This is a genomic window from Nocardia alni (assembly GCF_019038435.1).
GTDB lineage: Bacteria > Actinomycetota > Actinomycetes > Mycobacteriales > Mycobacteriaceae > Nocardia > Nocardia alni.
This window is the reverse complement of record NZ_JAGPOX010000003.1, coordinates 150,509-171,288: the sequence shown is the minus strand read 5'-3', so window position 1 is coordinate 171,288 and position 20,780 is coordinate 150,509. Positions and strand designations below refer to the sequence as shown.

At 67.2% G+C, this 20,780-nt stretch carries 19 protein-coding genes; 12 read left to right on the top strand and 7 right to left on the bottom strand.

Annotated features, from left to right (window positions below; translation table 11 throughout):
• Positions 1-80: 80 nt before the first annotated feature.
• From JZ791_RS02760 to JZ791_RS02735, 6 genes are all read left to right on the top strand, one after another.
• The gene (locus tag JZ791_RS02760; protein WP_216892505.1) at positions 81-1,628 is read left to right on the top strand and encodes an acyl-CoA carboxylase subunit beta; all 1,548 of its coding nucleotides are present in this window, start codon (positions 81-83) and stop codon (positions 1,626-1,628) included.
• A 225-nt stretch (positions 1,629-1,853) separates the two neighbouring features.
• Positions 1,854-3,215, top strand: a complete 1,362-nt coding sequence (locus tag JZ791_RS02755; RefSeq protein WP_216892504.1) for an O-acetylhomoserine aminocarboxypropyltransferase/cysteine synthase family protein — start codon at positions 1,854-1,856, stop codon at positions 3,213-3,215.
• Entirely contained in the window at positions 3,212-3,787 is a 576-nt protein-coding gene (locus JZ791_RS02750) for a CoA-binding protein (protein WP_216892503.1), read from the top strand. Before JZ791_RS02755 ends, JZ791_RS02750 begins: the two co-directional genes overlap by 4 nt.
• A 45-nt stretch (positions 3,788-3,832) precedes the next feature.
• Entirely contained in the window at positions 3,833-4,399 is a 567-nt protein-coding gene (locus JZ791_RS02745) for an OsmC family protein (RefSeq protein ID WP_216892502.1), read from the top strand.
• Positions 4,399-5,640 (top strand): NAD(P)-binding domain-containing protein, encoded by a 1,242-nt coding sequence (locus tag JZ791_RS02740; protein WP_216892501.1) that lies wholly within the window; start codon positions 4,399-4,401, stop codon positions 5,638-5,640. The genes JZ791_RS02745 and JZ791_RS02740 overlap by 1 nt, the downstream gene beginning before the upstream one ends.
• 52 nt (positions 5,641-5,692) lie before the next feature.
• Complete coding sequence (locus JZ791_RS02735) at positions 5,693-5,911, top strand: hypothetical protein (protein WP_216892500.1); 219 nt, start codon at positions 5,693-5,695, stop codon at positions 5,909-5,911.
• A 21-nt stretch (positions 5,912-5,932) separates the two neighbouring features.
• On the opposite strand, the gene JZ791_RS02730 is transcribed toward JZ791_RS02735, so the two are convergent.
• The 5 genes from JZ791_RS02730 to JZ791_RS02710 all read right to left on the bottom strand — a co-directional run bounded on the left by JZ791_RS02730 (position 5,933) and on the right by JZ791_RS02710 (position 10,472).
• Complete coding sequence (locus JZ791_RS02730; protein ID WP_216892499.1) at positions 5,933-6,406, bottom strand: ribose-5-phosphate isomerase; 474 nt, start codon at positions 6,404-6,406, stop codon at positions 5,933-5,935.
• 79 nt (positions 6,407-6,485) lie between these two features.
• Positions 6,486-7,877, bottom strand: coding sequence for an MFS transporter (locus JZ791_RS02725; protein WP_216892498.1), 1,392 nt, complete (start codon positions 7,875-7,877; stop codon positions 6,486-6,488).
• A gap of 124 nt (positions 7,878-8,001) precedes the next feature.
• The gene (locus JZ791_RS02720) at positions 8,002-8,205 is read right to left on the bottom strand and encodes a hypothetical protein (RefSeq protein WP_216892497.1); all 204 of its coding nucleotides are present in this window, start codon (positions 8,203-8,205) and stop codon (positions 8,002-8,004) included.
• Between the two features lie 201 nt (positions 8,206-8,406).
• Positions 8,407-9,543, bottom strand: coding sequence for a lactonase family protein (locus JZ791_RS02715; protein WP_216892496.1), 1,137 nt, complete (start codon positions 9,541-9,543; stop codon positions 8,407-8,409).
• 287 nt (positions 9,544-9,830) lie between these two features.
• Positions 9,831-10,472 carry a mycothiol-dependent nitroreductase Rv2466c family protein gene (locus JZ791_RS02710; RefSeq protein ID WP_438804477.1) on the bottom strand — a complete coding sequence of 214 codons (642 nt, stop codon included), beginning with the start codon at positions 10,470-10,472 and terminating at the stop codon, positions 9,831-9,833.
• 227 nt (positions 10,473-10,699) lie between these two features.
• On the opposite strand from JZ791_RS02710, the gene JZ791_RS02705 reads away from it, so the two are divergent.
• From JZ791_RS02705 to JZ791_RS02695, 3 genes are all read left to right on the top strand, one after another.
• Positions 10,700-11,920, top strand: coding sequence for an NAD(P)/FAD-dependent oxidoreductase (locus tag JZ791_RS02705; RefSeq protein ID WP_216892494.1), 1,221 nt, complete (start codon positions 10,700-10,702; stop codon positions 11,918-11,920).
• A 174-nt stretch (positions 11,921-12,094) separates the two neighbouring features.
• Complete coding sequence (locus JZ791_RS02700; protein WP_216892493.1) at positions 12,095-12,496, top strand: YciI family protein; 402 nt, start codon at positions 12,095-12,097, stop codon at positions 12,494-12,496.
• A 273-nt stretch (positions 12,497-12,769) separates the two neighbouring features.
• The gene (locus tag JZ791_RS02695) at positions 12,770-14,017 is read left to right on the top strand and encodes an RNA polymerase sigma factor (RefSeq protein ID WP_254205097.1); all 1,248 of its coding nucleotides are present in this window, start codon (positions 12,770-12,772) and stop codon (positions 14,015-14,017) included.
• A gap of 588 nt (positions 14,018-14,605) precedes the next feature.
• Here JZ791_RS02695 and JZ791_RS02690 read toward each other — a convergent pair.
• The gene (locus JZ791_RS02690) at positions 14,606-15,442 is read right to left on the bottom strand and encodes a phosphoribosylaminoimidazolesuccinocarboxamide synthase (protein WP_216892491.1); all 837 of its coding nucleotides are present in this window, start codon (positions 15,440-15,442) and stop codon (positions 14,606-14,608) included.
• A 453-nt stretch (positions 15,443-15,895) separates the two neighbouring features.
• On the opposite strand from JZ791_RS02690, the gene pepN reads away from it, so the two are divergent.
• From pepN to JZ791_RS02675, 3 genes are all read left to right on the top strand, one after another.
• Positions 15,896-18,460, top strand: coding sequence for an aminopeptidase N (gene pepN, locus JZ791_RS02685; protein ID WP_216892490.1), 2,565 nt, complete (start codon positions 15,896-15,898; stop codon positions 18,458-18,460).
• Between the two features lie 413 nt (positions 18,461-18,873).
• Positions 18,874-19,476, top strand: a complete 603-nt coding sequence (locus JZ791_RS02680) for a ClpP family protease (RefSeq protein WP_216892489.1) — start codon at positions 18,874-18,876, stop codon at positions 19,474-19,476.
• The gene (locus JZ791_RS02675; protein ID WP_216892488.1) at positions 19,473-20,063 is read left to right on the top strand and encodes a ClpP family protease; all 591 of its coding nucleotides are present in this window, start codon (positions 19,473-19,475) and stop codon (positions 20,061-20,063) included. Before JZ791_RS02680 ends, JZ791_RS02675 begins: the two co-directional genes overlap by 4 nt.
• Before the next feature lie 30 nt (positions 20,064-20,093).
• On the opposite strand, the gene JZ791_RS02670 is transcribed toward JZ791_RS02675, so the two are convergent.
• Positions 20,094-20,534, bottom strand: coding sequence for a helix-turn-helix domain-containing protein (locus JZ791_RS02670; protein ID WP_216892487.1), 441 nt, complete (start codon positions 20,532-20,534; stop codon positions 20,094-20,096).
• Positions 20,535-20,780 lie beyond the last annotated feature (246 nt).

The following is a 20,780-nucleotide window of genomic DNA, read 5'->3' as shown; positions in this document are numbered from 1 at the left end:
TGTGTACTAGTCCATTCCGGCTAGAGTCTGCTCGGCAAGGCACAACCCGCAGTCCGAGTGCGAGACGGAAGGGCGTACCTGTGGAGACCACGACGGCGGCGAAACTCAAGCTGCTGGAACAGAATTTGATGGCGGCACGGGAACCGGCCGGTGCGGCGGGCATCGCCAAACGGGCATCGAAGGGGATTCCCAGCCCTCGGCAGCGTATCGACATGTTGCTCGATGCGGGCAGTTTCGTCGAAATCGGCGCGCTGGTGCGCCAGCACGGATCCGCCGACGCGCTGTACGGCGACGGCGTGGTCACCGGGCGCGGGGCGGTCGAGGGACGGCCGGTCGTGGTGATCGCGCACGATCAGACGGTGTACGGCGGATCGGTGGGCGAGATGTTCGGGCGCAAGGTCGCCGCGGCCATGGATCTCGCGGCCGATGTCGGCTGCCCGTTCGTGGCGATCAACGACTCCGGCGGCGCCCGCGTGCAGGACGCGGTCACCTCCCTGGCCTGGTACGCGGCGATGAGCCACCGGCAGCTGCGGATGTCCGGTGTGGTGCCGCAGGTCTCGCTGATGCTGGGCAAGTGCGCGGCCGGGGCGGTGTACTCGCCGATCAATACCGACGTGCTGGTCGCGGTCGAATCCGCCTACATGTTCGTCACCGGCCCCGAGATCATTCGCGAGACCACCGGGGAGGAGGTGACCCTCGAGGAGCTCGGCGGCGCGTTCAACCAGGCCGAGTATGGCAACATCCACCACATCGCTGCCGACGAACGCGCCGCATTCGATTGGGCGCGAAAGTATTTGAGCTTCATGCCCGCGAACTGCTTCGACAAGCCGCCGGTGATCAATCCGGGGATGGAACCCGAGATCACCGACAGCGACAGGGAACTCGACGCGATCATCCCCGACTCCGACCGCGCCGGATACGACATGTACGACATCCTGCTGCGCATCTTCGACGACGGTGAGTTCCACGAGGTCGGAGATTCCGCCGCGCACAACATGATCACGGGATTCGCGCGCGTGGACGGCCGTCCCGTCGGCGTGATAGCCAATCAGCCGCTGGTACTCAGCGGGGCCATCGACGCCCGCGCATCGGACAAGGCGGCGCATTTCATCCGGCTGTGCGACGCGTTCGGGCTGCCGCTGATCTTCGTCGTCGACACGCCCGGCGTGCTGCCCGGCGTGGAGGAGGAGAAGATCGGCGTCATCAAGCGCGGCGGGCGATTCTTCTACGCGGTCGTCGAGGCCACCGTCCCGATCGTCACCGTCGTCGTGCGCAAGGCCTACGGCGGCGGCTACGCGGTCATGGGGTGCAAACAGCTCGGCGGGGATATCAACCTCGCCTGGCCCACCGCCCGCATCGCCGTCATGGGCGCCGAGGCCGCGGTCAGCCTCACCCAGCGCCACCAGCTGGCGGCCGTCCCCGAGGCTGATCGCCCCGCGCTGCGCGAGCAGATGATCGAGTTCTACAACACCACGGTCTCCACCCCGTGGACCGCCGCCGAACGCGGCTACATCGACGGAGTGATCGAACCCTCGGCTACCCGCCTGGAAATACGCAAGGCCCTACACCTGTTGCGCGACAAGGTGGTTCGACAGGGCCCCCGAAAGCATCACCTGATACCGCTCTAGCGTTCGGGCGCACTCGATCCGCCGGTGTGAACAACCGGCTTGTCAAAATGTGCCGTGGATCACAAAAACTCACCGTGCGCGAAACCCTGTCCAGGGGCGAATACATCGCGGAAACTGTCCGGGACACAGGGGTTTTCCGTTCCAGGGAGAGTGCGTGAGCGAGCGCGGCGAGGGCACAATTGAACACAGCACCCCGGTCGCGGCCGAGCCGAGCGAGGCGAAGCCGTGACCGTCGATTCCGGTACCCATGCGAATTCTTCGCCCGGCCAGGCGGGTCCGAAGCACGCGGTCGACCGTGAATACGGTTTCCGTACCCGGGCGATCCATGCGGGCAATATTCCGGACGCTGTCAGCGGCGCCCGCGCGCTGCCGATCTACCAGTCCGCGGCCTTCGTTTTCGACGACACCGCCGACGCCGCGGCCCGATTCGCCCTGCAGAAGTACGGCAACGTGTACTCACGTCTGGCGAACCCCACCGTCGCCGCCTTCGAGGAACGAATCGCCAGCCTGGAGGGCGGTTTGGGCGCGGTCGCCACCGCGTCCGGGATGGGAGCGGAGTTCATCACCTTCGCCGCACTGGTCGGGGCCGGGGATCATATCGTGGCGAGTGCGCAACTCTACGGCGGGACGCTCACCCAACTCGACCTCACGCTGCGGCAGTTCGGCGTGGAAACCACGTTCATCGCCTCCTCGGAGCCCGAAGCCTACGCCGCGGCGATCACCGACCGGACCAAGTTGATCTTCGCCGAGACGGTCGCGAACCCGTCCGGGGAGATCGCGGACATCGAGGGCCTGGCCGAGGTGGCGCATGCCGCCGGAATTCCACTGATCATCGACTCCACTATCCCCACGCCCTATCTGAACCGGCCCATCGAGTGGGGCGCCGACATCGTGATCCATTCGGCCACAAAGTTTCTCGGCGGTCACGGCACCACCCTGGGCGGCGTGGTCGTCGAGTCGGGCAGATTCGACTGGCACAATCCCCGGTTCCCGCTGTTCGACGCGCCGGTGCCGCATTACGGCGGGTTGACCTGGAACGGCAACTTCGGCGAGTACGCCTTTCTGACCCGGCTGCGCGCCGAGCAACTGCGCAATATCGGCCCCGCGCTGTCACCGCAGTCGGCCTGGCAGCTCGCCCTGGGCGTCGAGACGCTGCCGTTGCGGATACAGAACCACGTCGACAACGCCCGCGCCGTCGCGCAGTGGCTCGAGGCCGACCCACGGATCGACTTCGTCAACTGGGCCGGACTGCCCAGCCATCCACACCACGAGCGGGCGGCCAAATACCTGCCGCAGGGACCGGGCGCCGTCTTCGGCTTCGGCATCAAGGGCGGCCGCGACGCGGGCCGCGAATTCATCGAATCCGTCGACCTGGCAAGCCATCTGGCCAACATCGGCGATACCAAGACCCTCGTCATCCACCCCGCCTCCACCACGCACGCCCAGCTCACCGAGCAACAACTGCTGGACGCGGGCGTCGAGCCGGGACTGGTGCGAATCAGCGTCGGGCTCGAGGACGTCGAGGACATCGTCTACGACCTCGATCAAGCCCTGCACGCGGCGGCGAAACTCCAGGAGGCACGATGACCGACGTCGTCGACATCCATCTGGCCAACGGCCTCACCTGCGCCCTGCCCGCGGATTCTCCCCGCGCGCGGCAACTGCACGACCAGCGAACCTGGATCGGCCCTACCGCCAAGCAGCGCCTCGGCATCCTGCGGCGCGCGCGGTCGATCGCGATCGTCGGGTTCTCCACCAATCCCGCTCGCGCCAGCTACTTCGTGGGTACGTATCTGGTCCAATCCACCGATTACACCGTGTATTTCGTCAATCCCAACGCCGCCGGTCGCAGCGTTCTGGGACAGAAGATCCACGCGTCGCTGGCGGATCTGCCCGAGACCCCCGACATCGTCGACGTGTTCCGCAAGGCCGACGACATCCCGGGCGTCGTGGACGAGGTCGCCGCACTCACGCCGGCTCCGGTGCTGTGGATTCAGCTCGGAATCTGGAACGAACCGGCCGCCGACGACGCCGAGGCGAAGGGGCTCACGGTCGTGATGGATCGCTGTCTGAAGATCGAACACGCCCGTTTCCACGGCGGTTTACACCTGCTCGGCTTCGATACCGGCCAGATCACCGCCCGCAAGACCGTCCGCTGAGCACACCGACCCATCTCGTCGATCCAACCCATCCAGGAGGTCACCATGACTGATACCGCTCCCGCCGTCGACAACGGCGTCAATGTGGAGGCTCTGCTCGGCGCCCGCGCCGCGCTGGCCGACACACCCGAGATCGCCCAGTTCGAATGGCGCTCGACGGTGAACTGGGTCCGCGGCACCCACAGCCTCACCGAGGTGGAGACCTTCTACGGTCTGGGCGGCGAACAGGCGCACACCAAGAAGTTCACCTTCGACGCCGACCACCCGCCGCAGTTCGCCGCCGAGGACCACGGCATCACACCCGCCGAGTACGTCCTGGTGGCGCTGGGCAGCTGCTTGACCGCCGGTGTCGCGTCGGTCGCCCAGCAGCGGCAGATCAAGCTCAACTCCGCGCAGGCGACGGTGAAGGCCGATTTCGACCTGCACGGCATCCTGGGCGCCGACCCGAACGTGCGCAACGGGTTCTCCAACATCACCGTCGACTACACCATCGACGCGGATGCCTCGCCCGCCGATGTCGCGGCGTTGGTCGCGCAGTCGCAGAAGCGGTCCGCGGTCTACGACGCGCTCACCAACCCGACCACCGTCACCGTGAACGTCAACGCCTCCTGATGCCCGCGACGACCACGGTCGTGGTCGGCGCCGGGCACAACGGGTTGGCGATCAGCCACCACCTGGCCGAACGCTCGATCGACCATGTCGTATTCGAGCGCGGCCGGGTGGGGCACTCCTGGCGCACCCAGCGTTGGGATTCGCTGCGGCTGCTCACCCCGAACTGGATGACCCGGCTGCCTGGGCACGGCTACGACGGCGACGACCCGGACGGCTACCTGGCCGCCGCGCAGGTCGCCGACTTCATCACCGCCTATGCCGCGGCGTCATCGGCGCCCGTTCGGTCCGAAACCGCCGTGACCGCCGTCCGAGCCGCCGACGACGGGTTCACGGTCAGCACGGATCAGGGTGAGTGGCAGGCCCGCACGGTCGTCCTGGCCGCGGGCATCACCACCTGCCCACTCCCCCCGCTCGCCGCCGCCCTTCCCGCCGGGATCGAGTCGATCACCGCGGTCGACTACCGCAATCCCGGTCAGCTTCCCGAGGGCGGTGTGCTCGTAGTCGGGGCCGCCGCGAGCGGGATTCAGATCGCCGAGGAGATCCATCGCTCCGGCCGGCCGGTCACCCTCGCCACGGGCGAGCACGTACGCGCGCCCCGCCGGTACCGCGACCGCGACATCCTGTGGTGGCTCGACGCCGCCGGGATCCTCGACGAGCGCTGGGACCGAATCGACGACATCGTCCGGGCCCGCAACGTCGCGTCCTTCCAGCTCGCCGGCGGCCAGCGCACGATCGACCTCAATGCGCTTCAGGCCCAGGGCATTCGGCTCGTCGGAAAATTCGCCGGGATCCGCGACGGCAACGCCCAGTTCTCCGGTTCGCTGCGCAATGTCATCGCCCTGGCCGACCTCAAGCTCGACCGGTTACTCGACACCATCGACGTATACGCCGGTGGACACGGCGAACGCCTCGAGCCCACCCGCGTCCCCGATTCGCCACTACTGCTCGACCTGACCTCGGGCGAAATCCGGTCGGTGGTCTGGGCGACGGGTATCAAACCCGACCACTCCTGGCTCGAACTCCCGGTCTTCGACCCACGCGGCAGACTGCGCCACAGCGGCGGGGTGGTCGACTGGCCCGGGTTGTACGTCACCGGCCTCCCGGTCCTGCGCCGACGCCGATCCACCTACATCGACGGCGCATCCGCCGACGCCGCGGACCTGACTACCCATCTGGCCGGTCATCTGAGCGGGCGAGGATCGGATACCACTGGCCAGCCAGAACAGACCCGCACAACCTAGAAGGAATATCCGCAGTTGGCCGCGCTATGCCATATGCGGCTACAAATGCGGTATGCGGGTCATCACCGAGCGTGAATCGCGTGACAGCTCTGCCGCCGTCATGAATGCCGAGCGACGACGCCTCACCGCTGAGGAGTTGGTCGAGCGACACCGCGGACTCCCGCACGTGGACTCCGCCCAGATGCGCGACGAAGCCGACGAGTTCTTCGGCGCGGAGGACCGCATCGGCGACGACCGAGCATGCTCGAGATCGTTCCGGTCTGAGCTGTGACGACCCCCGCCGCCGATGCGGTCAGTTGGCGGGGATCGCCGGGGCCTGGCCGGACTTCTCGTAGTCGGAGATGATGTCGATGCGCCGCTGGTGGCGGTCCTCGCCCGACCACGGGGTGGCGATGAAGGCGTCGACGATGGCCAGGGCGTCCTCGAGCGAGTGCATGCGGCCGCCGATGCCCATCAACTGGGCGTTGTTGTGCTGGCGGGCCAGTTGAGCGGTCTCGATGCTCCAGGCCAGGGCGCAGCGGGCGCCCGGCACTTTGTTGGCGGCGATCTGCTCGCCGTTGCCGCTGCCGCCGATGACGATGCCGAGGCTGCCGTCGTCGGCGACGACCTTGCGCGCCGCATCGATGCAGAAAGCGGGGTAGTCGTCGACGGCGTCGTACTCGTGGGCCCCCGAGTCGAACACCTCGTGCCCGGCCTTCTCCAGATGATCCTTGATGTTGTTCTTCAGTTCGAATCCGGCGTGGTCCGCACCCAGGTATACGCGCATGCGTGCGATTGTGTCAGGCCCCTCGAGTGCCGCAACCGTGGGGCTGCGGCCCGGTCCGGCGAGGTGCGTAAGCCCGCTGTCATCCGGTGATCTCGGCTCCCGCGGCCGGTCGCGCGTCGATCGCATCGACCCCGCGCGATTCCGGGCCGAGCAGTGCGCCGCCGACGATCAGCAGGCCCGCGACGATCAGCAGCACCGTGGCGGTATCACCGCGCGGCATCAGGTGGCCGAGCCAGTTCTGGTAGTAGGCATAGCAGGACGTGATCAGCAGCGGTGTCGTGTAGCCGAGGCCGAAGCCGGTGCCACGGGTCGCGGCCGGAAAGCGCTCGCACAGATAGGACGGCGTCACCGCGAACACGCTGGCGCCTGCCACTCGAATTAACAAGGTGAGCAACAGGATTGCCGCATAACCGCGCCACCACCCGGTAGTCAGCAGCAGATACGCGGTTGCGCAGACGACCGCCACGGCGATCCCGTTGCCGACCAGCACCGGTCGCCTGCCGACCCGATCGCTGAGCCAGCCGAGGGTCGGGAACATCACGATGTGGATGGCCTGCACGATCACCAGCGTCCCGGTGACCGCACGGGCGGTCAGATGCGCCTGCTCATGCAGGGTGCTGGGCAGTATGGCCGTGACCATGCTCGAGGCGAACCAGACCCCCGCCATCAGCACGAAGACCTGCGCGAAATCCCGTCGGGAGCGGCCCAGCACGACATCGCGCACGGGATTGCGAATCTTCTTCGCGGACAACCAGGTCTGCGATTCTCCGACCTCACGGGAGTAGTACCGCAGGAACACCACGCACAGCAGCGCGCCGACGAGGAACGGTATCCGCCAGCCCCACACCGAGAACGCCGAGTCCGGGCCACCGGCCGGGGCGAATTGCAGCACCGCGAACGTCACCACGGAGATCGCGAAGTTGGCGACGGCGGAGCCGGTGGCGACCAGCCCGCCGTACCAGCCGCGCCGCGCGGCCGGGGCGACCTCCATGGCCAACGGGGTCGCTCCGGTGTACTCGCCGCCGAGGAAGATCCCGTCGGCCAGCCGCAGCACGATCAGCAGCACGACGCTGGTCGTCCCGATGTCGGCGTACCCGGGCAGCAGGGCGATCAGTACGGTGCAGACCGCGCACCCGGACATCGACCACAGGGTCACGCGGCGTCGCCCGATCCGGTCGGCGATGCCGCCGAAGATCAGCGATCCGAGCGGTCGCCCCAGCAGGGTCGATACGAAGATCAACGCCGATACCACGGCCTTCGTATTCGTCGGCATGCTCGCCGGGGCGAAGTAGTTCATCGCGGGCAGCAGCGCCACGGTGGGTACGTAGATGTCGAAGGCGTCGACGCCGAATCCGAACGCCGCGCCGAATACCGCCTTGCGAACCCGGCGGGCCTGTTCGAGGGTCGACGTACCCTCCGCTGACACCGCGACGCGGCCCATCGATGTCGAATCATCCTCTGTCGCGGTCATATCGCCCTCCGTGATGCCCCATCGCATCTGTCGAAGTCACGGCCCGCGCGCGTGGTTCCGGTACCAACCGGCGCGCGTCCACCGTCTTGCCATACACTGTGAGTTTCCTTGGGCTACAAGCGATTCAGAGTTCGCCGAGCCAGCGATACCTATCGGACGGCTCCGGCCCGAGAAACGTCGGGGTAATCGTCATCCGATCTCCGGCGAGGACGTGGTCGCGTTCGCCGAGCAGCAGACCAACACGCTGGAGCGCATACGCCGCCTCGGCGTCGACACGGGGACCGGCTCGGACCTCGCCCCGGATCGGCATGCGCTGATCGACCGACATCGCAGCCTCCTCGACCCGTACGGGATGAAAATCCGTCGATCCCGTCGCACATCGCCAGTACTTAACGGATCAAAGATTGTCTTACAAGTTTCATCGGTCAGGATAGCATCCAGCGACGCGGTCTAGAAGTTTTTCTTGCTCGAACATTGACTGAAGCTGCTTCGCGCATTATCTGCCTGTTTCATTGTAAGACAATCATGCTCACCGAGCTAAGCAGACGACCCCGTCCGCAGCCGGGACGGCAAGAGACCTTCCAGCGGCGGCCAGTCGTCCGGACCCCGGGTCGATGCCGAACAAGGTGACGGCACCGCTGCCCTGATTCGCCACGAACATCCACCGCCCACCGCGGTGAATCGTGAAGCTCCACGGCAGGATTCCGCCACAGGGCACGCGTTGCACCAGCGTCGGCAGGCTGGTGTGCGGATCGATCGAATAGACGACCAGCGTGTTCTCACCGCGGTCGGAGGCGTACAGGTAGCGGGCATCCGTGCCCAGCGCCAACTCGGCGGCGCTGCGGGTGCCGGCGAAGGCCGCTGTCTCGGTGGACACCGTGTGCCGGCGCGTCAGCGAACCCGTCCCGGAATCCCAGGTCAGGGTCTCGATATCGGCCGCGAGCTCGTTGAGCAGGTAGACCGTCCGGCCATCCGGGTGCCAGACGAGCCGGCGCGGCCCCGATCCGGGCGCGGGAACATACGGGCTCGGGCCTTCGCTCAACGTCCGGGTCGCGGGATCGAAGCGTTGAACGAACACACGGTCGGCGCCGAAATCCGCGACCAGGACGTACTTTCCGCTGGGATCGGTGACGACGCAGTGTGGATGCGAGCTGTCCTGGCGCTTGTTCGGACCGGAACCGGCGAACCGCATGATCGAGGCGGGCGCACCGATTCCGCCATCCGGGTCGATCGGGACCGCGGCGACGAGATGATCGGCGTAGTTCGCCACCAGCAGGGTCGCAGGATCCACGCTGATGTAGGACACCGTACCGACGGCACCGACGCCGCCGGTCATGGTCGCGCCGATCCGGGTCAGTCGTCCGGTCGGCGGATCTATCCGGTAGGCCGTGACGCTCCCGCCCGCCCCACCACCGGCGACATAGAGGATCGGCAAACTCGGGTGCATGGTCGACCAGCTCGAACTGGCCTGCGCCACAACGCCTATCGATGTCAGTGCGCCTGCCGCCGGATCGAACGCGGCGGCGCGGATCTCCGATCGGCCCCACGAACCGAGATACAACAGGTCTGTCGTATCGGCCGGCCCGCGCCCGGCCGGGGAGCAACCGAACAGCGGGACGCCCGCGGCCATCGCCGCCAGCGTGCCCAGGACCCGCCTGCGACTCATCCGCCGTGGTGATCCGATCGGTGGTTCCCGGAGCACCGCCGTTGCGCGAATGCCGATGGAATCGCTCATGCCGTGGACAGCCCTCCGCCTCTGCGGCGAAAGGACCGGCGGCCCGGGCGAGCCGACGTTCACGGCTCTACCGCCGCACGCAACGATTGTCCCGGTTCCCGCTCACCACCAGTACCTCGTGCGCATCCTTTGCATGCACCGGCGTGGGGCAAGTCCCGATACGACGATGGCCGGGATCCCAACCGGATCCCGGCCACCCCGGCGTTACCGCATACCCGTCAGTCGAAGACCGGGCCTTCGGTGCGGGTGCGCTTCAGTTCGAAGAAGTGCGGGTAGGAGGCGAGCGCGACGGCGCCGTCCCACACCTTCCCGGCTTCCTCACCGCGCGGGATACGGGAGATCACCGGACCGAAGAAGGCCACGTCGTTGATGTGGATGGTCGGGGTACCCACGTCGGGGCCGACCTTGTCCATGCCCGCGTGGTGGCTCACGCGCAGCGCCTCGTCGTAGTCGGTGCTGGTGGCGGCCTCGGCCAGCTCGGCAGGCAGGCCCGTCTCGGCCAAGGCGTCCTTGATGACCAGGGCGAACGATTCGGCGCGGTCCTCGCGGTCGTATTCGTCCTTGCGGTTGTGGATGCGGGTGCCCATCGCCGCGTACAGCGGCGCGAGCACCTTGTCGCCATGCTCCTGCGCGGCGGCGATGCACACGCGCACCGGGCCCCACGCGGACTTCATCATCTCGGCGTACCCCTCGGGCAGATCGCGGCCCTCGTTGAGCACCGCCAGGCTCATCACATGGAAGTGGGCCTCGATATCGCGGACCTTCTCGACCTCCAGAATCCAGCGGGAGGTGATCCAGCACCAGGGGCACAGCGGATCGAACCAGAAATCGACCCGGTCCTTCGTCCCATCGCTCACGATTCCACCTCGCTGACGCTCGGCTCCATCGTGCGCGATGCGCGCTGTTCTACTGGTTCGCTCGCAAGCTCGCTCACGTCGCAATCCTCTCAACAAAGTTTGGGGTTGATGGCATGACTCCACCACTACCACTGCTCAACGACGGGAAGTTCCGGATATTTCCCGAGCGTGCGGGTAAGGCGCAGTAGGGTCGAAAGCGACCTGGTCACCGTCGCACGGAGGGTTCTCTTATGACCACAGATTCCAGGTTCGTCATCGTTGGCGGCGGTCTGGCCGCCGGCAAGCTGGCCGAGGCGCTACGGGACAACGACTTCGACGGCGCCATCACACTGATCACCGAGGAGGAGCATCTCCCGTACGAGCGCCCGCCGCTGTCCAAGGAGCATCTGCTGGGCAAGAAGGAGCTCAGCGAATTCACCGTGCATCCAGGCCAGTGGTACCGGGATCACCGCGTCGATATCAGGCTTGCCACCGCGGTGACGTCGATCGATCGTGCCGCGAAAACCGTTGCGTTACCGGATGGTTCGACCCTGCGCTACGACAGGCTTGCCCTGGCCACCGGATCGCGAGCCCGGCGGCTGCCCATTCCGGGCGCCGATGCCGAGGGCGTGCACCAGCTGCGGACCATCGAGGAGTCCGACACCCTGGTGCGCCTGTTCGGATCGATTCGGCGGTTGGCGGTGATCGGCGCGGGCTGGATCGGCCTCGAGGTCACCGCGGCGGCACGCGCCGCCGGGGTCGAGGTCACGGTGCTCGAATCCGAGTCGACGCCGCTGCTCGCGGCGCTGGGCCGTGAGATGGGCGAGGTGTTCGCCGATCTGCACCGTCAGCACGAGGTGGATCTGCGCTGCGGGGTGAAGGTCACCGAGATCATCACCGCCGACGGGCGAGCCACCGGCGTGCGCCTGGACGACGGCGCCGTGGTGGAGGCCGACGCGGTGCTGCTGGCGGTGGGCGCTCGGCCGAACATCGAGTTGGCCGCCGACGCCGGGCTGGCCGTGGACGCCGGTGTACTGGTCGACGAGAGTCTGGCCACCGGCGACCCGGATATCGTCGCCGTCGGCGATATCGCCGACCAGCAGCACCCCGTCCTGGGCCGCCGCATCCGGGTGGAGCACTGGGCCACCGCGCTCAACCAGCCCGCCGTCGCCGCGCAGACGATGCTCGGCAAACCGGCCGTCTACGACCGCATCCCCTACTTCTTCACCGACCAATACGACCTGGGCATGGAGTACACCGGCTACGTCGCGCCGGACCAGCGGGCCACCGTCGTCGTCCGCGGTGATCTCGACAGCCGGGAGTTCGTCGCCTTCTGGCTGGACTCCGGCAACCGCGTCCTCGCGGGCATGAATGTCAACGTCTGGGATGTCACCGACCGCATCAAGCAGCTGATCCAGTCCGGTGAGCCTGTCGACCCACAACACCTGGCCGATACAGCCGCCGAATTGTGACACCGCCCCGGCACCACTCACGTCGGGCGATGCCGGGCCGCACCGTCAACTTGTGATGCAGATCACAAAATAATAGGTCGAATGGTCCCGTCCGGCTCCGACCTGTCCATGAACGCACCGCCGGGACACCGGACCGCCGGAGCGATTCACGACCCACAACCCGAGGAGCCCGACATGAAATTCATGCTGCTGAAGACCTACAGCCCCGCCGAGTACTGCGACACCCCGATGACCGAATGGACGCCGGAGGAGATCTCCGCGCATATCGAGTTCCAGCACACGCTGGGCGAACAACTGAGCGCCTCCGGCGAACTGGTCGACGCCCAGGGCCTGGCCTTCCCGGACACCGCGCGCATCGTGAGCTCGGACGGCCGCTCGGCCCCCGTGGTGACAGACGGCCCGTTCCCCGAGACCAAGGAGTTCCTGGCCGGCTACTGGATAGTCGACGTCGAAACCCCCGATCGCGCCATCGAAATCGCCGCCCAGGCCTCGGCCGCCCCCGGCCCCGGCGGCAAGCCGATCGGTGAGCGCATCGAGGTCCGCCAGGTCATGGACGCTCCCGCCACCGACGCGTGAGCACAGCCACCACCAACGCGGCGCACCTCGCGCACGACGGCGCCGAGTACAGCGGCGCGGCCAACCCTGGGCGGAGCGAATCATCGACGGAGCTCTCCGCCGAATCGGACAACCCGCCACACACCGGTGCGCCCGACACAGCAATATCCGAGCAGCCCGCTCCTGGCACCGCTCGGAGTTCGACTGCACGGCGGTCCAGTATGACCGGCGATTCCGAGCATGCCGAGGTGGTTTCGGATGTCTTGTCCGCCTAGGAGTTCGGGTTCATCGCGGATGGTTGATCCTGGGTTGCTGCGGGAGGTCGCGCCGGTGGCGTTGGGGGTGCTCACTCGGCGATTCGGGGATTTCGATGCTGCCGAGGATGCGGTACAGGAGGCGATGCTGGTTGCGGCCACTCAGTGGCCGGCTGCTGGTGTGCCGGACAATCCGCGGGCCTGGCTCATTCGGGTGGCGCAGCGCCGGATGGTTGATGCGTTGCGCGCCGATGTCGCCCGGCGCAGTCGGGAGGTCGAGGTGGCGGCGCGAGAAGTACCGCCGCGGAACATGTTCGACGACGATGTCGACTCCGTACATGACGACACCCTCACCCTCTTCCTGCTGTGCTGTCATCCCGTACTCTCACCCGCGAGCGCGATCGCCCTGACTCTGCGCGCGGTGGGCGGCCTGAGTACCGAAGAGATCGCGCGGGCGTTCATGGTGCCGGAATCGACGATGTTCCAACGTATTTCGCGGGCCAAGAAGCGTTTGGCCACGCTGGAGCGCCCCTTCGCGATGCCGCCCGAACATCTGGCATCCGCTTGGCGGGAACGACGGGATCAGGTGCTGCACATCCTGTACCTGATATTCACCGAGGGCCACACGCCGTCGGCCGGGACCACCGTGCACCGCACCGATCTCGCCACCGAGGCGATCCGGCTGACCCGTATCGCACACCGCCTGCAACCGCACGATCCGGAGGTCGCCGCCCTGCTGGCGCTGATGCTGCTCACCGACGCCCGCCGCGCCGCCCGCACCGGCCCCAGCGGCGAACTGATCCCTCTGGCCGAACAGGACCGCACCCGCTGGGACCGCGCCGGCCTGCTCGAAGGCATCAGACTGGCGACGAACGCGATCGCGGCCGGACTGGCGGGCCCCTATCGAATCCAGGCGGCGATCGCCGCCCTGCACGCCGAGGCGCCCCGCCCCGAGGACACCGACTGGTCGCGAATCCTGATGCTGTACAACCTGTTCGAGGGCCTGTCCGACAACCCGATGGTCACCCTGAATCGCGCGGTCGCCACCGCCATGGTGCACGGCCCCGTCGCGGGACTGGCCCTGACCGACACCGTCGCCGACGCCCTGTCCGGCAACCACCGCCTCGACGCCGTGCGCGCCCACCTGCACGAAATGGCCGGCGACCATCCGACAGCGATCACCTTCTACATCGCTGCCGCACGCCGCACCGCCAGCACCCCTGAACGCGACTATCTACTCCTGCGCGCCGCCCACCTGCGCGAAACCACCAACTCGAACGAGCACTGAGCACTGAGCACTGAGCACTGAGCAGCGCGTACATGCCGCAACCGGCACAATGCCCAGTGCCCGACACCCGAACGCGACTACTCACTCGTACACGTCGCCACATCGTGCGGTACCGCACCGCTGGGCAGCGAACACATGGCGCCCCGCACGTCGAATCGCCACGGCTCGTACCGGCGAATTCCGGTACCACCCAGCCGGTCGACCCGTATCCGACAGCGATGATCTGCCACGAGAGGCGAACCGGGGACGTCCGTCGCCGACCGCGGTTCTCGCCCTCACTTCCCCAGTCGTACACCTCACCCATGTGAGCGAAGCGTGGATACCCGATCTTGTTCATGCCGCTCGACTTGCACAACCCGCCAGCGCAGTAGGACCACGTGGCACGCTCCGATTCGTACCGGCCGACCTGCCGACTCGACGAAACACAGTCCAGCCACGCAGCCCTCCACCGGTACAGGCTGAGGTGAATGGGAGAACCGGCCTCCCGCTGCATTTTTCGGACGGATTCGACGGAAACCAGAGTGTCGAGCCCGCAGAATGCAGGAGGAGGCCGGGCTCACCGTCGGTGCGGCAGGGCGTAGGCCGCGGTCAGCCGCGAGGTGTAGCCCACGTCTTCCCGGTGATCAATTCGTATGCCTCACGGTACTTTTCGCGGGTGGCGCTGACGATGTCGGCCGGTATCTCCGGGCCCGGATATTCCTTGTTCCAGCCGGTGGAGGTGGACCAGTCGCGGACGAACTGCTTGTCGAAGGAGGGCTGGGGGCGGCCGGGCTGCCACTCGGCGGCGGGCCAGTAGCGCGAGGAGTCGGAGGTGAGGACCTCGTCACCGAGAGTGAGAACATCGCCGTCCCAACCGAATTCGACCTTGGTGTCGGCGATGATGACACCGCGCTCGGCGGCGTAGGCCGCGCCACGGGAGTAGATCTCGAGGGTCAGCTCGCGCAGCTTCCCGGCGACCTCGCGGCCCTCCTGGCGCACCACATCCTCGAAGGTGATCGGCTCGTCGTGACCCTCGGAGGCCTTGGTGGTGGGAGTGAAGATCGGCTCGGGCAGCCGGTCACCCTCGCGCAGGCCCGGCGGCAGAGCGATGCCGGACACCGATCCGGTGCGCTGGTACTCCTTGAGCCCCGAACCGGACAGATAACCGCGGGCGATGCACTCCACCTGCACCATCTTCAAGGGCTTGACCCGCACCGCGCGCCCGGCGAACTCCGCGGGCACATCCGTGGTCGACAGCACGTGATTCGGTACCCCGGACAGGTATTCGAACCACCAGTTCGACAGCTGTGTGAGCAGCGCGCCCTTGTCCGGAATCGGCGTCGGCAGCACCACGTCGTACACCGACACCCGATCCGAGGCCACCAGGATCAGCGAATCCCCGTCCTCGTACAGATCGCGCACCTTGCCCGCGTGGATATGCCGCACCTGTCCTCCTCGTCCGCCGGGTTACCCCGCACAGCCTAATAGCCCTGCCGATCCGGTCTGTCTCCTGCCGCATGCCCTGCGAAACCGGCCTCCCGCTGCATTCTTGCGGCCATTTCGTCGGAAACCAGACTTCTGGGCCCGAGGAATGCAGCGGGAGGCCGGATTTGGAAGCTCCCGGTGACCGCCGAACTCGGACAACGCAGCGCTGGGGGCCGCATGGACACAGACATAGCGAACGGGCACCGCAAGTGCGGATATACACCGGTCATAGGCGGGTGTGCACCCCGACTCTCCGACGACGTGGCATTCTGGGCTCGTTGTGTTCGCACCCGGGTGATGCGTCGACCATGCCGTCGCCGGTCCGAGCGCACCACGCACCGAACCGGGAGTGTCGGCCCGCACACGAGCGCGGACGGCACCCCTGCATGTTCTCCGACGAGCGAAGGAGTGTCCTTGTCCGCACCGAACCTCACCCGTGAGCAGGCGATCGCCCGGGCCGCAACGATCAGCGTCGAGAACTATCGTGTCGAGCTCGACCTCACGACGGGCGAGGAGACATTTTCCTCCCGCTCCACCGCCACCTTCACCGCAACGCCCGGATCCGAGACGTTCGTCGACTTCGTCGGGGCCGGGCTGCGTTCGGCAATGCTCAACGGCACTGCCGTGGAGATCGGCGAATACGACGAGTCCAAGGGCCTGACGCTGACCGGCCTCGCCGAGCGCAACGAGCTGGTCATCGAGGCCGACTGCGACTATTCGCACACCGGCGAGGGCCTGCACCGCTTCGTGGACCCCACCGACGACAAGGTCTACCTGTACTCGCAGTTCGAAACAGCCGACGCCAAGCGCATGTTCGCGTGCTTCGACCAGCCCGATCTGAAGGCCACCTACGACATCACCGTCACCGCGCCCGAGGACTGGGAGGTGATCTCCAACGGCGCGGCCGCGGCCACCCACGCCGCCGACGGCGTGGTCGTGCACACCTTCGCCACCACCCCGCGCATGAGCACCTACCTGGTCGCGCTGATCGCCGGACCGTACGCGAAATGGACCGACACCTTCACCGACGGGCACGGCAGCATCCCGCTGGGCATCTACTGCCGCGCCTCCCTGGCCGAGCATATGGACTCCGAGCGGCTGTTCACCGAGACCAAGCAGGGATTCGGCTTCTACCACGAGAACTTCGGCGTGCCGTACGCGTTCGGCAAGTACGACCAGCTGTTCGTGCCCGAATTCAACGCGGGCGCCATGGAGAACGCGGGCGCGGTGACCTTCCTCGAGGATTACGTGTTCCGCTCCAAGGTGACTCGTGCCTCCTACGAGCGGCGCTGCGAGACCGTACTGCACGAGATGGCGCACATGTGGTTCGGCGATCTGGTCACCATGAAGTGGTGGGACGACCTGTGGCTGAACGAGTCGTTCGCCACCTTCGCCTCGGTCCTCGCGCAGACCTCGGCGACCGAATACACCAGCGCCTGGACCACCTTCGCGAATGTGGAGAAGTCGTGGGCATACCGGCAGGACCAGCTGCCCTCGACACACCCGATCGCCGCCGACATCCCGGACCTGGACGCGGTCGAGGTGAACTTCGACGGAATCACCTACGCCAAGGGCGCTTCGGTGCTCAAGCAACTCGTCGCGTATGTGGGCCGCGAGCCGTTCCTGGCGGGCCTGCGCGACTACTTCGCCGAACACGCTTACGGCAACGCCACTTTCGACGATCTGGTCGGTGCCCTCGAAAAGGCTTCGGGCCGTGACCTTTCCGGTTGGGGCGCGCAGTGGCTCAAGACCACCGGCCTGAACATCCTGCGCCCGGACTTCGAGGTCGCCGACGGGAAGTTCACCTCGTTCGCGGTGGTGCAGGAGGGCGCCGCGCCCGGCGCGGGTGAGCGGCGCGTACATCGCCTGGCCATCGGGGTCTACGACGACCAAGCCGGAAAGCTGGTGCGCACCAAGCGCGTCGAGATCGACGTGAACGCCGCCGAGCGCACCGAGGTGCCCGAGCTGATCGGCGTGCAGCGCGGCAAGCTGGTGCTGATCAACGACGACGACCTCACCTACTGCTCGGTGCGCCTGGATCCGGAGTCGCTGGACACGGTCGCCACCCGCATCTCCGATGTCGCCGAATCTCTGCCCCGCACGCTGTGCTGGTCCGCGGCGTGGGAGATGACCCGCCAGGCCGAGATGCGGGCACGGGACTTCGTCGCGCTGGTGCAGCGCGGTGTCGGTGCGGAATCGGAAATCGGTGTGGTGCAACGTCTTCTGATGCAAGCCAACACCGCGTTGGGCAGCTACGCCGATCCGGCGTGGGCACAGCAGACCGGCTGGAAGGAATACGCCGACCGGCTGCTGGAGCTGGCCCGAGCGGCCGAGCCCGGTTCGGATCACCAGCTGGCCTTCGTCAACGCGCTCACCGCCGCACGCCTGTCGCAGGCGCACACCGACGCCCTGCACGCGCTGCTGACCGACGATCCGGCGCAGTCGGGCCTGCCGGGCCTGGTGGTCGACACCGATCTGCGCTGGCGGGTGATCAGTGCGCTGGCCGCGTCCGGCGTGATCGACGCCGACGGCGAGGCCACCCCGGTCATCGATGCCGAACTGGATCGCGATCCGACCGCCGCGGGCCGTCGCAACGCCGCCGCCGCGGCCACCACCCGCCCGCAGGCCGTGGTGAAGCAGAAGGCCTGGGATTCGGTGTTCAACGACGATTCCCTGCCCAACATCACCACCCGCGCGATCGTCGGCGGCTTCGCCCCCACGGGCCAGGCGGAACTACTCGCCCCGTATGTCGAGCGCTACTTCGCCGAGATCCCCCAGGTGTGGGAGCGCCGCTCCAGCGAGGTCGCCCAGACCGTCGTCATCGGCCTGTACCCGCACTGGGCGATCACCGACGAGGCCGTCGCGGTCGCCGACAAGTTCCTGTCCGGCGAGCATCCCCCCGCCCTGCGCCGCCTGGTGATCGAGGGCAAGGCCGGTATCGAACGCTCCCTGCGCGCAAGGGCTTTCGACGCCAGCTGAATGACAGTATCCGATCAAAGACGGCCCTTCCCGCACAGTCGGGAGGGGCCGTCTTCATGCACGGCGGCCTCCGCGACGTCGGCCTGCTCTACTATCCACAGTCACACGGGCTGGGTTGCGGTAGGGCCTTCACCATCCGACCACACAGCCGGTCCGCGTCATTCCGGCGTGCCTTTAACCGAAAGGTGACGTAACCAGCTGTGTGCCAGTGAATTTCCGCCACGAACGCGCCGGAACCACGATGGCTCGTGCATCCCTTGCGCTCGGCGGCCGCCTGGGCCCTCACACGAAGCCCTCAGGCGTCCGGGATGACGGTCTTCGGCCGACGCGTTTCGGCTCGCCGCTGCTGTGAGCGGATCTGCTCTGGGCAGTTCAGGGCGATTTTCCGGGGGAACGCGGTGCACTGTGGAGCCATGACAGACGACAAGGTTCCCATGTTCAGCTGGCGGATGCGCGAGCAGTTGCTCGGGCGGCGAATTCTGGTGCTGGACGGGGGTTTGGACGACGACAACGGCACCGTGCTGATGACCCAGCTGCTGACCCTCGCCGCCGAGGATCCGCTCGCACCGGTATCGCTGTGGATCCATTCCCCCGGCGGGTCGGTGCCCGCGATGCTCGCCATTCGCGACACCATGCGCCTCGTGCCGTGCGAGGTATCCACTCTGGCACTGGGATTGGCGTGCAGCGCAGGGCAGTTCCTGCTGTCGGCGGGCGAGCCGGGCCGCCGGTTCGCACTACCGCACGCCCGCATCCTGATGCATCAGGGCTCGGCCGGAATCGGCGGCAGCGCAGGCGAAGTGGAGGTGCAGGCCGACGATCTGCGGCACACGGTCAACACGGTCCTGAGCCTCATCGCCGAGGACACCGGCCAGCCCTTCGACCGCGTCTGCGAGGATTCGCTGCACGACCGCTGGTTCACCGCCGAACAGGCCCGCGCCTACGGCTTCATCGACCATATCGTCGAGAATTTCACTCAGGTTGTGCCGCAACGGCATCGAGTAGGGATCAACGCATGACGAGCTACACGATTCCCAATGTCATCGCCCAGCATCCACGCGGCGAACGAGTCATGGACGTCTACTCGCATCTGCTCACCGAGCGAATCGTCTACCTCGGCACCCCGATCGACGCGGGCGTGGCCAACGCCCTCATCGCGCAGCTGCTGCACTTGGACGCGGACAGCCCGGGCCAGGACATCAACCTCTACATCAACTGCGAGGGCGGCGACCTACCCGCCATGCTCGCGGTCTACGACACCATGCAGCACGTAACCTCCCCCGTCGCGACCACGTGCGTCGGCCAGGCCATCGCCGTCGGCGCGGTCCTGCTCGCAGGCGGAGCCAAGGGCCGTCGCGCAATGCTGCCCCACGCCAGAGTAGTCCTGCACCAACCCGCAACCCGCGGCCAAGGCGCAATCCCGGACCTCATCCTCCAGGCCGACGAGCTGGTCCGAATGCGCGCCGAAATCGAGTCCATCCTGTCCACCCACACCGGCCAAGAGGTGGAGACCCTCCGCCACGACACCGACCGCGACCGTGTGTTCACCGCCCACACAGCCGTCGAATACGGACTCGTCGACCGGATCCTGGACTCGCGCGACTGAGCGCTGTACCCGGGCTTGGACTGAGCGGGCTCAGGCGGCCAGAGCCAGCATGGCCGGGCCGGGCCGGCGATGTGGGGCGATCGCGGTCGGGCGTGGCCGACCCAGGTCGCGGACGACCTGTTCGGTGAGGCCGATCAGGGTGGTGCCGAGGGCGCCGGCCAGTGCGGCGATCATCTCGCTGGAGGGGTCCTTGCGTCCGCGTTCGACCTCGGACAGGTACTGCGGTGAAACGCCTGCGCGGCCTGCGGTTTCGACGAGTGTCTCGCCCTGCTCGGTGCGCAGCGCGCGAAACCTGCGCCCCAGCGCCTCTCGCCACAGTGGCTCGTCGATGGGTACCGGCTGCGGGCCCGGCTCGCGGCGTGGCGGAACAGTCTGCGGCAGAACCGATTCCCGCCCGGGCTCGGCCGACGCCACCCGGGGTCGATCGTCGCGTCCGCCGGGGATCACATGAAGTCGCGGGTGCTGGACCATGCTCCGAGCCTACGACCGCCCTGCCGGCATCCCGCCCCGATTCTGCTCACAGCAGATAACCCGACAAGACGTTCCCTATACCGACAGCGGTTCCGATGCTGCGGACTTCTCGACCGCTATACGCATGATCGTCATAGCGGGCCTCCTACCCGCGACCGGAGCGACGGTCCGCCGGCGAACCGGACGGCGGACGCGCGCGGAACTCAGCGACAGAACGAGCGTCCGTGTCGAACCGAAAGCACGCGA